Genomic DNA, 13,638 nt, shown 5'->3' with positions numbered 1-13,638 from the left:
TATTTAATACTATTTTTTTATTATTGGTGAGAAGATAATTATTTTTCAGCAACCAAGCGGATTTTAAATTTGATTGATAAGGAATTTATGTATCACTCAATATCAAAGACGAAAATTTACCCCTCGGCAACTGCATTATTCTCAAGATTTAACAATACATCAGCCCGTAGATTGGGTTGTAAACCCAACGAAACCATTGAATTGCACATGATGTTGGGTCATGACCCAACCTACGGCTTGCTACGGCTTGCTTAATCATTTTTTAATCTTGCTTAATGATAAAATCTTATTATTATACAATATGTTAAGAATTAATTTTTACCTTGCTTACTAAATGGAAAATCTTTTGCGAACGAATATTTTGCATTTATATCCCGTAGCTTGCTACTTTGCCGATCGATGATGCTTTCAGAAACAAATTGTTTCAAATAACTCCTGACAGTATTACTATTTATCTGAGTATGCTCAACTAATTCATTTAGAGTTGCTTGATTTTCAAGAAATAAATATGTCAAAATATTTCTCTGAGTTTCGTTATAGCTATCCCAATTTCTTTCAATATATTGCATAAGTTCAGTATGAATCGTTCTATCATGGGTACTTATCCTATTACGCAGAGTTAGATAAATGTTGCCATTTACTTCTTTATATTCAGGATGGGACAACATTGATTTTTCCATTGACTCATAAATTCTAGATACCCCTTCATTCAACTGCCGAACATAACCTAAATCTTCTAACACTCTAGCAATTCTTGGATTTCTTGAAAACCGTTCAGTTTTAATATTTTCAACAGTAACTTGCGCTGGCAAAGGACCACTATTGCTAATTTCTATACGATCATCAAAGTGTTTTATGTATACAGAGCTGCCTTGGATATTATAAGAACGATGACATAATGCATTAACAACACCCTCTAACCAAGCTTCTTCAGGATATTCTGGAACTCGAAGAAAAACACCTCGCTCGGTATCTAAAAAATAATAATCACGCAGAGCGGCTTTAAGAAAACGCTTAACCTCATCAATTAATCCAGAGATATGGTTTTCGAACCTTTCATCTTTGATAACATTATGCTTTACCCCTGTTTGTGCTTGAGTTCCTTCATAGCGAATGTAGCGAACAGAAGCAGATGGAATATACTTCTCAGGGTCTTTTGCAAATAATAAAATTGCTGATTTTTTAAATTTCCATTTATTATCTTTTCTAATAATTAAATGTCTTTTGCTAAGTAAATCTAATACATTCCCTTGATAGTTTAGTTTTTCTTTGTAACTATTAAGAAGTTCAATATCTAAATCTTCTTCATCAAAGTCATCTACTATTTCTTCTTCAAATCGACGAATCATTTTGTCATATTCTAATTTTCGTATTCTGTCTCTATCTAACTCCCGATTTTCGTCTGATACTCGTAAAAACACTTTTTCATTATCTTTTCGGCAAAAAACTCTTTCCAAATCTTGTTCAATATGGAATAAGAAAATTAGTTTTTCTTCTATCTCAATTTCTTCTAAACGGATATTACAAGATGGCTCAATAAAATCAAAAATTAACTTGCGATAAGCCTCTAAATTAGGAAGAGACCTTAGGTCTTGAATTTCTCCTTGATCTGATATTCCGAAGACTAACACTCCTCCATCAGCATTTAACATACCAATTAATTCTTCAGCAATTTTGGTCGGTTTTATTTCTCTTTCACCAATACCTTTTCGCTCAAAATATTGATTTTCAGGTTGTGTTTTTAGATACTTAAGAGTAATTGCCGAATTAAATTTAGAGAGAGTTGTTTCCATGTTTAACCTTGCTTAATCGAGTTAGAAACTTGCTTATTTAAAAAAATATTATAAAAATCAATTTGTTGAAATTATTTTTTAAGCTTGCTTAAAGAGCTTATAAAGTGATTAATCATTAAAAGCATATTCAATGCGCCTCTTCCCAATTCCCCCCCACGCCCACTTCGGCCACCAGCGGCACGCCCAACATGCCATTGGCTACACCTGCCATAATCTCGGGCAGTTTTGTTTTCACTAAATCCAGTTCCGATTCGGGCACTTCCAGCACTAATTCATCATGCACCTGCATGATGAGTTTGCTTTGGAGGCCGTCTGAAACAAGCCAGTTGCGGACGGCGATCATGGCGCGTTTGATGAGGTCGGAGGCGGTGCCTTGCATGGGGGCGTTGATGGCGGCGCGTTCGGCTCCGGCACGGGCATTGGCGTTTTTGTTGTGGATGTCGGGCAGGTAGAGGCGGCGGCCGAACAGGGTTTCTACGTAGCCTTGGGCGGCGGCTTGTTCTTTGGTGCGCTGCATGTAGTCGGCCACGCCGGGGTAGCGGGCGAAGTAGCGGTCGATGAAGTTTTTGGCGGAAAGGTTGTCGATGCCCAGCGATTTGGCGAGGCCGTATTGGCCCATGCCGTAGATGAGGCCGAAGTTGATGGTTTTGGCGTAGCGGCGCTGTTCGCTGCTGACGTTTTCTTGTGCGACGCCGAACACTTCGGCGGCGGTGCGGCGGTGGATGTCTTCGCCGTTTTTAAAGGCTTCGATCAGGGTTTTGTCGCCGCTTAAATGTGCCATGATGCGCAGTTCGATTTGGGAATAGTCGGCGGACACGATCACGCTGCCTGCGGGGGCGGTAAAGGCGCGGCGGACGCGGCGGCCTTCTTCGGTGCGGATGGGGATGTTTTGCAGGTTGGGGTTGTTGCTGGCAAGGCGGCCGGTGATGGCGACGGCTTGGGCGTAGGTGGTGTGCACGCGGCCGGTGTGCGGGTTGATCATTTCGGGCAGTTTGTCGGTGTAGGTGGACTTGAGTTTGGCCAAACCGCGGTTTTGCAAGATGATTTTGGGCAGCGGGTAGTCGGGCGCGAGTTGTTCGAGCACGGCTTCGTTGGTGGAAATGCCGCCGGAGGCGGTTTTTTTCAGCCCTTTGGTGGGAATGCCCATTTTGTCGAACAGGATTTCTTGCAGTTGTTTGGGCGAGTTGAGGTTGAAGGGCTGGCCTGCGGCTGCGTAGGCTTGCTGCTCCAGCGCAAGCAGTTGGGTGCCGATTTCGTGGCTTTGTTGGGCGAGTTCGTTTTTGTCGATAAGTACGCCGTTGCGCTCCATTTCAAACAGCACTTGGGCCACGGGCAGCTCCATGTTTTGATACATTTCAAGCTGTTTTTCGTCCATTTGTGCTTTCAGCCAGCCTTCGATACGCAGGGCGAAATCGGCATCTTGGGCGGCGTATTCGGTGGCTTGTTCGAGGCCGACATCGGCAAACGAAATCTGTTTGGCGCCTTTGCCGCACAGGGATTCGTAGGTGATGGTGGGCAGGCCGAGCCAGCGTTGGGAAAGCTCGTCGAGGCCGTGCCCCAAGTGGCTTTCGATGATGTAGGAAGCGAGCATGGCGTCGCCGGCAATGCCGTTCAGGGCAATGCCGTAGTTGGCGAAAATGTGCTGGTCGTATTTGAGGTTTTGGCCGATTTTTTTGAGTTCCGCATTCTCTAAATGGGGTTTCAGACGGCCTAATACGTCTTGTAAATCAAGCTGTTCGGGCGCGGAGGTGGGCGTGTGGCCGAGCGGGATATACACGGCTTCGCCTGCTTTGAAAGCGATGCTGATGCCGACGAGCTGGGCTTCCATCGGGTTGAGGCTGGTGGTTTCGGTGTCGATGCCGATGGTGTCGGCTTGCGACAATTTGCTCAGCAGGGCGGCGAATTGGCTTTCGGCGGTAACGGCTTGATAATCCAGCGTTTCAGGGGCTTGGACGATGCCTATTTCCTTTTCAGACGGCCTCTCGGCAGCAAGCGCAGCCTGTTCGCCGATATGCGCCACGCCGAACAAATCGCTGTTGCCTTCGTGCATGCGCTCTTCGGCTTCTTTCAGCCAAGTGCGGAAGTTGAGGCGTTTGAATTCCACCGCCAGTTGCGACCATTTCGGCGTGGTGCGGCGCAGGCTTTCGAGGCCGTCTGAAAGATCGCCGTGCAAATCCACATCGGTTTTGATGGTCACGAGTTGGTAAGACAGGGGCAGTTGCGGCAGCGCGGCTTGCAGGTTTTCGCCGACTTTACCTTTGATTTCAGACGCATGGTTCATTACGTTTTGCAGCGAGCCGTATTGGTCCAGCCATTTCACGGCGGTTTTGGGGCCGCATTTGTCCACGCCCGGCACGTTGTCCACTTTGTCGCCGATTAAGGTCAGATAATCAATGATTTGGTCGGGGCGAACGCCGAATTTGTTTTTCACGCCTTCAATGTCGAGCTTTTCGTTGCTCATGGTGTTGACGAGGGTAACGTGCTCCGACACCAGCTGCGCCATGTCTTTATCGCCGGTGGAAATCACCACGTTCCAGCCCGCTTCCTCGCCTTGTTTGGCCAGCGTGCCGATCACGTCGTCGGCTTCCACATCCGGCACAATCAACACCGGCCAGCCCATCAGCCGCACCAATTCGGGCAGCATTTCGGCCTGCGGGCGCAGTTCGTCGGGCATCGGCGGGCGCGTGGCTTTGTAGTCGGGATACATCTTGTGGCGGAAGTTTTCGCCCTTGGCATCAAACACCACCGCGCAATAATCGTGCACATAATCGGCACGCAGGCGGCGCAGCATGTTGAGTACGCCGTACAACGCGCCGGTGGGCGTGCCGTCGGGCGCGGTCAGCGGTGCCATGGCGTGAAACGCGCGGTAGAGGTAGGAAGAGCCGTCGACAAGGAGAAGGGTTTGGGACATGGTAAGGCCGTCTGAAAAGGTTATAGATGGGTGGATTATAACGGAATCAATCAGAAACGGCGGCGGACGGGCGATTGCCCGCCCTATCGATTCAAGGCCGTCTGAAAAGCATGAACCCTTACTTTTCAGACGGCCTTAAGCCGGTTTGGCACTACTCATGCTTCGTTCCATTCAAAAAAACGGCGGCGAAACGCTGTTTTGAAACAAGGCAAACTCACACCGCACACGGGCTAAATTTCATAGCCATAGGTAATAAAAACACACAAATCACACCGAACAGCCCCCAATCCCTACCGTCAGCCCCCGCTTGCTTCCCATGCCGTCTGAAAAACCTTAAAATGCCCAATCCTTTAATAATAACGTTCAATTACAACACTATGCCCGTCTGCGTCTGTCCTCACTGCAAAACCCGTTTGTGGGTTAAAGATACGCAACTGAATGTTGCGCAAGGTTTCGTGGTTTGCCGTAAATGCGAAGGCTTGTTTCAGGCCAAAAACCATATTGCCGAAACACCGAAAAACATCGACCCCAGCCTGCTGTTGAACGCCGTTACCGATACCAAACTCGTGCATTCCATCGGCCCGCAGGTGCGCACGCGCAAAACTTTGTCGAAAAATGAAATTGCCGACCTGCTCGACAATATGCTGGTGAGCGATGCCCGCAATTCCGCCAAAGCCGCTACCGCCGTTAAAATGAAAAGCGCATCCAAACCGCAGCCGCCGCAGATACCGGGGCCTGCGCCGATGCCTGCACAAGAGCTGAGAAAAGACGGCTTTAACTGGACGTTGGCCACTTTGGTGGCGTTAACGGTATTGATTATGCAGCTTTTTTACTTGGTGTTACTGTTAAACTGAGATGACCGCATCCGTTGATTTTATCCGCGACTTTCGGGAAGCCGCGCCGTATATCCACTATTTGCGCGGCAAAACGCTGGTAGTGGGCATATCGAGCAGCCTGCTTTCCGGCCCGTCACTTCCCGCACTCGCCGCCGATTTGAACCTGATTGCCGGCTTGGGTGTGCGTTTGGTGGTGGTGCACGGTTCGCGCACGCAAATCAACATATTGTCGGAAGCGGCCGGTATCGCGCCGCAATACCACAACGGCCGCCGCATCACCGACGAAACCGCATTGGTGTATGCCAAACAGGCTTGCGGCATAGTACGCAGCGATATCGAAGCCGCGCTTTCTTTCGGTCTTTCGCAAACCCCTTTGCGCGGCAAACCTCTGAATATTGCCGGCGGAAACTTCGTCTCGGCCCGCCCGCTCGGCGTGATAGACGGCATCGATATGGGCTACACCGGCGTAGTGCGCAAAATCAACACCGAAAACATAAGGCGAAATCTTGATGAAGGCGCGCTTGTACTGATCAGCCCGCTGGGGCATTCGTTGAGCGGCAAAACATTCAATCTCAGCATGGGCGATATTGCAGAAAGCATGGCCATTGCCCTTCAGGCCGAAAAATTAATCTATATGGTGGAGCACGAAGGCATACTCGACGCAGGCGGCCAAGTGTTGTCCAATTTGTCTGCCCAAGAAGCCCGCAGCCTGCTGGAAAGCGGCAGCGTACACCCCGCGCAGCACCGCCTATTGCGATCCGCCGTTAATGCCGTGGAAAACGGCGTGCAGCGCACACAAATTCTCAGCGGTTCGCACAACGGCAGCCTGCTTGCCGAACTGTTTACCCGCCACGGTATAGGCACATCGTTGGCACGCAATGCTTTTATGAGTATCCGTCAGGCGCAGAGCAGCGATATCCCCGACATAACCGCATTGGTACGCCCGCTGGAAGATCAGGGGATTCTGTTGCGCCGCAGCCGCGAATATCTCGAAAACCATATCGGTGAGTTTTCGGTTTTGGAACACGACCGCCAAATTTACGGTTGCGTTGCCCTGAAAACCTTTAGCGAAAAAGCGTCGGGCGAGCTGGCCTGTTTGGTGGTATCGCCCGAAGCGCAAGACAGCGGTTACGGCGAGCTGCTGCTCGAACACCTGCTGAACCAAGCACGCAGCCGCGGCATAAACAGATTGTTTGCTTTGTCCACCCATACCGGCGAATGGTTTCTCGAGCGCGGTTTTCAGACGGCCTCTCCGGAACAGCTGCCGCTTGAACGCCAACACGAATACCATCAAAGCAAGCGGCAGTCGAAAGTGTTTGTGTATTCGATATCTTAGGGCGTATGGTGTTAATCATGCGCACACTATATAAATAAATAAAATATTCAAAAAAATGGCTGTTTGTATCCATTGCACCTTGTGCCTAACGAACACCTAATTTCTACACGATATTATCTTGCGAAAATGTCTTATCCTGCCCTCGATCCGCAACCCTTGCGCTTGGTTGGGGCCGTCTGAACAATGCTTTTGCGGCAAGCGGCACAACCGCCGCTTGTTTTGAAATACCACCGAGAAGATACACGATTTATGTTTCGCCACCCATCTATTCAGGCACGCCTTTCTGTTTTTCTTACCCTGATCATTCTCGCCACGGCGCTGATTTCAGGGGTGGTTACGTTCTACACCATGTTTGAAGAAGCAGAGGAACTGCAAGACGATATGCTCAAGCAGGCCGCGCTGCTCACCAGAAAAGACGAATTGCCCGAAGAAGCGGGCTATACCGATATCGATAACGATACCCGCATTTACATCCAACCCGTTAACGACAACAGCCGCTTCAATATTCCGCTCGATGCCGAAGAAGGTTTTTTCGATACCACCGACAAGCAGAAAAAAAAGCCTTACCGCGCCTATATCCACCGTTATGAAGACGGTACGCTTGTGGCCTTTATCCAAGAAACCGAATTCCGCGACGACGTGGCTTACGACAGTGCTTGGTTTGCCGTGTTACCGCTGCTGGCATTGGTGCCGGTTGCCGTGTTGCTGACCATGCTGATTATCCATCTCAGCTTGAGGCCGATTTCGCGTTTGTCGGAGCAGGCGGAAAACCGTAGCGATAATGACTTTTCTCCATTGTCCACCCATAAAATCCCCATGGAAATTTTCGGCTTTACCGAAGCCATCAACCATTTGTTGCAAAGAGTGGGCGAAAGCATACGCCAGCAGCAACGCTTTATTGCCGATGCCGCACACGAATTGAGATCGCCGATGACGGCATTGTCTTTACAGGCGGAGCGTTTGTCGGGCAAAGGGCTGCCCGAAGATACGGCGGCATTGGTGGACGACTTGCGCGAGGGCATCCGCCGCAACCGCCGTCTTTTGGAACAACTGCTTTCTATGGCACGGGCGCAGGCACACGAAAACCATACCACCCAAAACATTAATTTGGCTAAATTCTGCCAACGTTTGGTGCAGGATTTATATCCGCTGGCAGAAGGAAAAAACATTGATTTGGGTGCAGATTGCGAAGGCAAAGAAATCTGCGTGGATGAAACTGAAATCTATACATTAATCAAAACCTTGTTGGAAAACGCCATTCTCTACACCCCCGAAAACGGCAGGGTGGATCTGACGGCGAAAGTGGACGGCCGCGGTTTGTATTTGGAAGTGGAAGATAACGGCCCCGGCATCCCGCCCGAAGAGCGCGAGCGTGTATTTGACCCGTTTTACCGCGTGCTCGGCAGCGGCACCGAAGGCAGCGGCTTGGGTTTGTCGATTGCCAAAACAATTGCGGAACGCTACGGCGGCACCATTTCTTTATCGGATTCATCCCGCTTCGGGCAAGGTTTGAAGGTAAGTGTATGGCTGCCTCAAGGCGGTGTAAACTGCGGTTGTTAACACACAAAACTTTTGCAAAATCCCCATCTGCGGCGCACTTCTGCACCGTATCTACATCCGGGGTTTTGCAAAAGTCTTATCATATTTTCATTCACAAAGCATAAAATTGTCATATTACCGTGCGCATTGAAGGGGGGCATTAACAACCGTTCTGCCGCACAATATCCGCAGATGCCGTCTGAAATCTTAATCATGCCGTTCATCGCGCGATGATTTAGCTTGTTGTATTTTTTGCCTTATTTTCATTCAGCGATAAGCGGAATGATTTCAGTAATTTACATACAGTAGTGTATTTTTGCATGAAAAGGCCGTCTGAAAAATTGCCCATGCCACCCTTAAGTTATTAAAATGCCTTTCTTTCAACACACATCACACGCATGACCACCACCCCCTTCATTGAAATGAAAAACGTGGCGTTTGCCTATGGCGACCGCCCGATTCTTCAAAACATCAATTTCACTATCCAACAAGGTAACTTTGCAGCCGTAATGGGCGGTTCGGGCAGCGGCAAAACCACGCTGATGCGCCTGATTACCGGCCAGATTCATCCGCAGCAGGGGCAAGTGCTGGTGGAAGGGCGCGACTTGGCCAAGCTGAATGCCGAAGAGCTTTACGAGCACCGCCGCCGTATGGGTGTGCTGTTCCAACACGGCGCGCTGTTTACCGATTTGTCGGTATTCGACAATGTGGCTTTCCCGATGCGTGAGCTGACCAAACTGCCCGAAGCGGTTATCCGCGATTTGGTTATATTGAAGTTGAACGCCGTCGGTTTGCGCGGCATAGAAAAGCTGATGCCGTCTGAACTTTCCGGCGGTATGGCGCGGCGCGTCGCTTTGGCCAGAACGATTGCGCTCGACCCCGAAATCATGATTTACGATGAGCCGTTTACCGGTCTCGACCCGATTTCTCTGGGTGTGATTGCTCATTTGATCAGCCGTGCTAATAAAGCCCTGCGCTCCACCAGTGTGATGGTAACGCACGATATCGAGCAATCGTTGGCAATTGTGAATCAAGTGATTTTTTTGGCACACGGCGAGATTGTGTTTTCCGGTTCGCCCGAAGAAATGCGCAGCCTCGATTCACCGTGGGTGCAGCAGTTTATCGGCGGCCTGCCCAACGGCCCCGTGCCGTTCCGCTATCCGGCGCAAACAGATTTGCGTGAGGATTTGCTGGGTGCGAAATAAGTTTTTCAGACGGCCTGTTGTGCCGTCTGAACACACCATGATGCGAATGTGAACGCAATCAAATCTGTTATACCTGTATCGGAAGATGCCGTAACAGTTTACACAGCGTATCTTGCCAAACGGCATGAGGCCGTCTGAAAAAGATTAATGTAAAAGAAATGATGAATTTTATCCAAACCATAGGGCGAAACACCCTTCACTTTATCCGCGCACTCGGCAGCGTGTGTCTGTTTTTTTTACAGATACTCGGCAAATCGGGCACGGCGTTAACCCGCTTTCGCTTGAGCGTGCGGCAAATGTATTTTGCCGGCGTATTGTCGGTGCTGATTATTGCCGTGTCCGGCCTGTTTGTGGGCATGGTGCTGGGCTTGCAGGGCTATACGCAGCTTTCCAAGTTCAAATCGGCCGACGTACTCGGCTTTATGGTGGCGGCAAGCCTGTTGCGCGAGTTGGGCCCCGTATTGGCGGCCATTCTCTTTGCCAGCAGCGCGGGCGGCGCAATGACCAGCGAAATCGGCCTGATGAAAACCACCGAACAACTCGAAGCCATGAACGTGATGGCCGTTAACCCCGTTGCCCGCGTTGTAGTGCCGCGCTTTTGGGCGGGCGTATTGTCGATGCCGCTGCTGGCTTCGATTTTCAATGTGGCCGGCATTTACGGCGCATACCTGATCGGCGTGCAGTATTTGGGTTTGGACAGCGGTATTTTTTGGTCGCAGATGCAGAGCAATATTTCTCTGCAATACGACGTGGTTAACGGTTTGATTAAATCGGCGGTATTCGGAGTGGCGGTTACTTTGATTGCCGTGCATCAGGGTTTTCACTGCGTGCCTACCTCGGAAGGTATTTTGCGGGCAAGCACCCGAACCGTTGTTTCTTCGGCATTAACCGTGCTGGCGGTTGATTTTATCCTTACCGCACTGATGTTTACTGAATAACAGATATAACGAGTAATATGATGAAAAAGAATGTTTTGGAATTTTGGGTAGGTTTGTTTGTCTTATTGGGCGTAATCGCCGTCGGTTTTCTCGCTTTCCGCGTGGCAGGCGGCGCTGCGGTAGGCGGCGGCTCGGGGCAAACATACACGGTATATGCCGATTTTACCGATATCGGCGGTTTGAAAGTCAATGCTCCGGTAAAAGCTGCCGGCGTGTTGGTCGGCCGTGTGGGCGGCATCAAGCTCGACCCGAAAACCTATCAGGCCAAAGTGAGCTTGAATTTGAACAACCAATACCAATTTAGCAGCGACGTTTCGGCACAAATTCTTACTTCCGGCCTGTTGGGCGAACAATACATCGGTTTGCAGCAGGGCGGCGACGAGGAAAATCTGGCTGCGGGTGACACCATTACCATTACCGGTTCCGCAATGGTGTTGGAAAACCTGATCGGCAAATTCATGACCAACTTCGCCGAAAAAAATTCAGGCGGTTCGGATGCCGCAGAAGCCGGAACAACACAAGCCGAATAATCCGTTTATTATTTCAACAGGAAAAAAAGAATCTATGAAAAAATCATCTTTATTCACCGCATTGGGCATGGCCGTTTTGAGCATCAATCTTGCAGTTGCCGCGCCTGCCGATGCCGTCAGCCAAGTGCGCACCAATGCCACACAAGTATTGAGCATCCTCAAAAATGCCAACGGCGGAAACGATGTCGCCGTGCGCCGTCAGGCCGAAAACTATGCCCTGCCCTATTTCGATTTCCAACGGATGACTGCGCTGGCGGTCGGCAATCCGTGGCGCGAAGCCACAGCAGCACAAAAACAGGCATTGTCGAAAGAGTTTCAAACGCTGCTCATCCGCACCTATTCAGGCACGATGATCAAGTTCAAGAATGCCAAAGTGGTCGTTAAAGACAACCCCGTCGTAAACCGCGGCGGTAAAGAAATCATTGTGCGTGCCGAAGTTACCCCGCAAGGCGGCAAGCCCGTGAATATGGATTTCACCACTTACCAAAGCGGCAATAAATACCGTGCTTACAACGTGGCCATCGAAGGTGCGAGCTTGGTAACCGTTTACCGCAACCAGTTCGGCGAAACCATCAAGAGCAAAGGCATCGACGGCCTGATTGCCGAACTGAAATCCAAAAACGGCGGCAAATAAGCCATGGAATCCGACGTACGCGGCGGTGTGCTGCATGTGAAAGGCGAAGTAACCGTGAAAACGGTTACTTCTGCCGCTTACGGCCGCTTCGAGCAGCAATGCCGTCTGAACGAAACGCATACGGTCGATTTTTCGCAAGTGAGCCGTGCCGACTCTTCCTGCGTGTCGCTGCTGCTGACTGCATTGCGCGTCAAACCGTCGTCGATAGCCTTACAGGGGCTTCCCGATTCGGTGGCGGCATTGGCCGAATTGTATGAAATCAAAGAATGGGTCAACCCATGAGTAAAAAGAATATTTGTTTAGCAGTGGCGGTTTTGGCGTTGTCTCAGCCCGTATGGGCGGAGCGCAATCCGGCCGACCCTTACGAGCCTTACAACCGTGTGATGTTCAAAATCAACGACACGGCCGATAAATATGTGCTGACACCGGTAACACGGGGTTACCGAGCCGTTACCCCCCGGCCGGTGCGCAAGGGCGTAACCAACTTTTTCGACAACTTGCGCGATGTGGTAAGCATGGGCAGCAATCTGCTGCGGCTCGACATTAAACGCGCCAGCGAAGATTTTGTGCGCGTAGGCATCAACACCACCTTTGGCCTGGGCGGTTTGATTAACATTGCCGATGCGGGCGGTATTCCCAACAACAAAAACAACTTGGGCGACACCTTTGCTTCGTGGGGTTGGAAAAACAGCAATTATTTTGTTTACCCGCTAACCGGCCCTTCTACTTTGCGCGACAGTATCGGCTCAACCATCACTTATGCGTATCCGGTAAAAAACGCTATTTTTGAAACCAGCGCAGGGCGTATCGGTTCTACGGTTGTCGGTGCGGTCGATACACGCGACCGTTATCTCGATTTAACCGACAGCCTGCAAGATGCCGCAATCGATAAATATGCCTACACCCGCGATATTTTCATGAGAATGCGCGCCCAGCAAACGGGTGCCAAGTTGCCGCAAGGCAGTGAAGACGACATCGATATCGATGACTTGGTCGGTGAAGAACAGAATGCTGCCGGAACCCAAGAGTATGTGCCGGTTGAATCTGAAGCTGCCGTAACCGATCTGCCGCGCAGCAGTTTGGATGTGTCTTCGGAGCAAGCCGAACTGTTGACTTTGTGGGAACCGGAAGGCGGTATAGCCAAGCATTAAAGTCTATAAATTAAGTGTAGGAAAGCCCGGCGCTATTTACAGTATTGTTTTTTGAATACTGTAAATAGCGCCGGGCTTTTCTAAAGCGGGTTGCCAACAGGATCTATTGTCTATAAACACTTTTTGATATAAGGCCGCAAAGCAGTACGGGTAATAAGCACAGCAATGTTGTAGTAAAAAGTATTGATTGACTATATAGGCCGTCTGAAAATCAAATCACTTAAAGACCTTTCTTTTATATTTATATCTGCCTAATTTTCTACTAACTTTGAGCTTTTAATATATGCCTCATCCCATTATTTATCTCATGTGGTGAGGAGTATCATTATGTTTACCGTAAGAAGAATACTGAGCGGCGTGGCTTTTCTCATAGCCTTGTCGGTTGTAGCTGCCGTGTTTATCGGCATATTTTCATTAGGTTTTTTTGCTCCGGTTTCCGGAAAAGAAGCGGTTGCGGCTGCCGTTGCCCATACCGGCGGCTACGCAAAAGAAGTGGAATTCGAATACGATTACTACACCGGTTCTCGCTATGAAGTAGAAGTGATTGCCAACGGTTTAGAACACAATGTTATTGTGGATGCCGATAACGGCAAAGTGCTGGCCGTTAAAACCAAAAACAAAAAATATCATATTTAATCATATAGTTAAAAATAAAAACAATTGAATAAACAACGCTGCTTACGGCAATTTGAAGCAGCAAACCATCCCGCTGAGGCATTTACGCCACAGCGGGATTTTTAATGATTTCAACATAAAAATAATATG

12 protein-coding genes are annotated in these 13,638 nt (G+C 49.4%); 10 read left to right on the top strand and 2 right to left on the bottom strand.

Translation table 11 applies throughout. From position 1 onward, the window contains the following. Positions 1-311 precede the first annotated feature (311 nt). Positions 312-1,793: an ATP-binding protein gene (locus AKG43_RS11075; protein WP_054600601.1), complete on the bottom strand. Its 1,482-nt coding sequence runs from the start codon at positions 1,791-1,793 to the stop codon at positions 312-314. 127 nt (positions 1,794-1,920) lie between these two features. Further along, positions 1,921-4,704 carry a DNA polymerase I gene (gene polA, locus AKG43_RS11070; protein WP_082403082.1) on the bottom strand — a complete coding sequence of 928 codons (2,784 nt, stop codon included), beginning with the start codon at positions 4,702-4,704 and terminating at the stop codon, positions 1,921-1,923. Between the two features lie 377 nt (positions 4,705-5,081). Between polA and AKG43_RS11065 the strand changes: the two genes are divergently transcribed. From AKG43_RS11065 to AKG43_RS11020, 10 genes are all read left to right on the top strand, one after another. Further along, a complete protein-coding gene (locus AKG43_RS11065; protein WP_054600605.1) occupies positions 5,082-5,558 on the top strand; it encodes an MJ0042-type zinc finger domain-containing protein in 477 nt (158 codons plus the stop codon). Position 5,559: 1 nt separating this feature from the next. Next, positions 5,560-6,876 (top strand): amino-acid N-acetyltransferase, encoded by a 1,317-nt coding sequence (gene argA / locus AKG43_RS11060; RefSeq protein WP_054600600.1) that lies wholly within the window; start codon positions 5,560-5,562, stop codon positions 6,874-6,876. Between the two features lie 249 nt (positions 6,877-7,125). Further along, positions 7,126-8,436: a HAMP domain-containing sensor histidine kinase gene (locus AKG43_RS11055; protein ID WP_054600604.1), complete on the top strand. Its 1,311-nt coding sequence runs from the start codon at positions 7,126-7,128 to the stop codon at positions 8,434-8,436. Between the two features lie 377 nt (positions 8,437-8,813). After that, positions 8,814-9,620, top strand: a complete 807-nt coding sequence (locus AKG43_RS11050) for an ABC transporter ATP-binding protein (protein WP_054600599.1) — start codon at positions 8,814-8,816, stop codon at positions 9,618-9,620. Between the two features lie 161 nt (positions 9,621-9,781). After that, a complete protein-coding gene (gene mlaE, locus AKG43_RS11045) occupies positions 9,782-10,558 on the top strand; it encodes a lipid asymmetry maintenance ABC transporter permease subunit MlaE (RefSeq protein ID WP_054600603.1) in 777 nt (258 codons plus the stop codon). Between the two features lie 20 nt (positions 10,559-10,578). Continuing rightward, positions 10,579-11,088: an outer membrane lipid asymmetry maintenance protein MlaD gene (mlaD, locus tag AKG43_RS11040; RefSeq protein WP_054600598.1), complete on the top strand. Its 510-nt coding sequence runs from the start codon at positions 10,579-10,581 to the stop codon at positions 11,086-11,088. A 34-nt stretch (positions 11,089-11,122) separates the two neighbouring features. Beyond that, positions 11,123-11,722 (top strand): phospholipid-binding protein MlaC, encoded by a 600-nt coding sequence (locus AKG43_RS11035; RefSeq protein WP_054600602.1) that lies wholly within the window; start codon positions 11,123-11,125, stop codon positions 11,720-11,722. A 3-nt stretch (positions 11,723-11,725) separates the two neighbouring features. Further along, complete coding sequence (locus tag AKG43_RS11030; protein WP_054600597.1) at positions 11,726-12,004, top strand: lipid asymmetry maintenance protein MlaB; 279 nt, start codon at positions 11,726-11,728, stop codon at positions 12,002-12,004. Continuing rightward, positions 12,001-12,873, top strand: a complete 873-nt coding sequence (locus tag AKG43_RS11025) for a VacJ family lipoprotein (RefSeq protein WP_082403081.1) — start codon at positions 12,001-12,003, stop codon at positions 12,871-12,873. The genes AKG43_RS11030 and AKG43_RS11025 overlap by 4 nt, the downstream gene beginning before the upstream one ends. Before the next feature lie 327 nt (positions 12,874-13,200). Further along, positions 13,201-13,509: a PepSY domain-containing protein gene (locus tag AKG43_RS11020; protein WP_054600595.1), complete on the top strand. Its 309-nt coding sequence runs from the start codon at positions 13,201-13,203 to the stop codon at positions 13,507-13,509. Positions 13,510-13,638: the final 129 nt, after the last annotated feature.

This window comes from Neisseria sp. 74A18, assembly GCF_001308005.1.
In the GTDB taxonomy this organism is placed as follows: Bacteria; Pseudomonadota; Gammaproteobacteria; order Burkholderiales; family Neisseriaceae; genus Neisseria; species Neisseria dumasiana.
This window is presented reverse-complemented; position numbering and strand designations above follow the sequence as displayed.

Excerpts from the sequence above, each read along its gene's own strand:
- AKG43_RS11075 (WP_054600601.1), bottom strand. The coding sequence starts at position 1,793 with ATGGAAACAACTCTCTCTAAATTTAATTCGGCAATTACTCTTAAGTAT.
- polA (WP_082403082.1), bottom strand. The coding sequence starts at position 4,704 with ATGTCCCAAACCCTTCTCCTTGTCGACGGCTCTTCCTACCTCTACCGC.
- AKG43_RS11065 (WP_054600605.1), top strand. The coding sequence starts at position 5,082 with ATGCCCGTCTGCGTCTGTCCTCACTGCAAAACCCGTTTGTGGGTTAAA.
- argA (WP_054600600.1), top strand. The coding sequence starts at position 5,560 with ATGACCGCATCCGTTGATTTTATCCGCGACTTTCGGGAAGCCGCGCCG.
- AKG43_RS11055 (WP_054600604.1), top strand. The coding sequence starts at position 7,126 with ATGTTTCGCCACCCATCTATTCAGGCACGCCTTTCTGTTTTTCTTACC.
- AKG43_RS11050 (WP_054600599.1), top strand. The coding sequence starts at position 8,814 with ATGACCACCACCCCCTTCATTGAAATGAAAAACGTGGCGTTTGCCTAT.
- mlaE (WP_054600603.1), top strand. The coding sequence starts at position 9,782 with ATGAATTTTATCCAAACCATAGGGCGAAACACCCTTCACTTTATCCGC.
- mlaD (WP_054600598.1), top strand. The coding sequence starts at position 10,579 with ATGAAAAAGAATGTTTTGGAATTTTGGGTAGGTTTGTTTGTCTTATTG.
- AKG43_RS11035 (WP_054600602.1), top strand. The coding sequence starts at position 11,123 with ATGAAAAAATCATCTTTATTCACCGCATTGGGCATGGCCGTTTTGAGC.
- AKG43_RS11030 (WP_054600597.1), top strand. The coding sequence starts at position 11,726 with ATGGAATCCGACGTACGCGGCGGTGTGCTGCATGTGAAAGGCGAAGTA.
- AKG43_RS11025 (WP_082403081.1), top strand. The coding sequence starts at position 12,001 with ATGAGTAAAAAGAATATTTGTTTAGCAGTGGCGGTTTTGGCGTTGTCT.
- AKG43_RS11020 (WP_054600595.1), top strand. The coding sequence starts at position 13,201 with ATGTTTACCGTAAGAAGAATACTGAGCGGCGTGGCTTTTCTCATAGCC.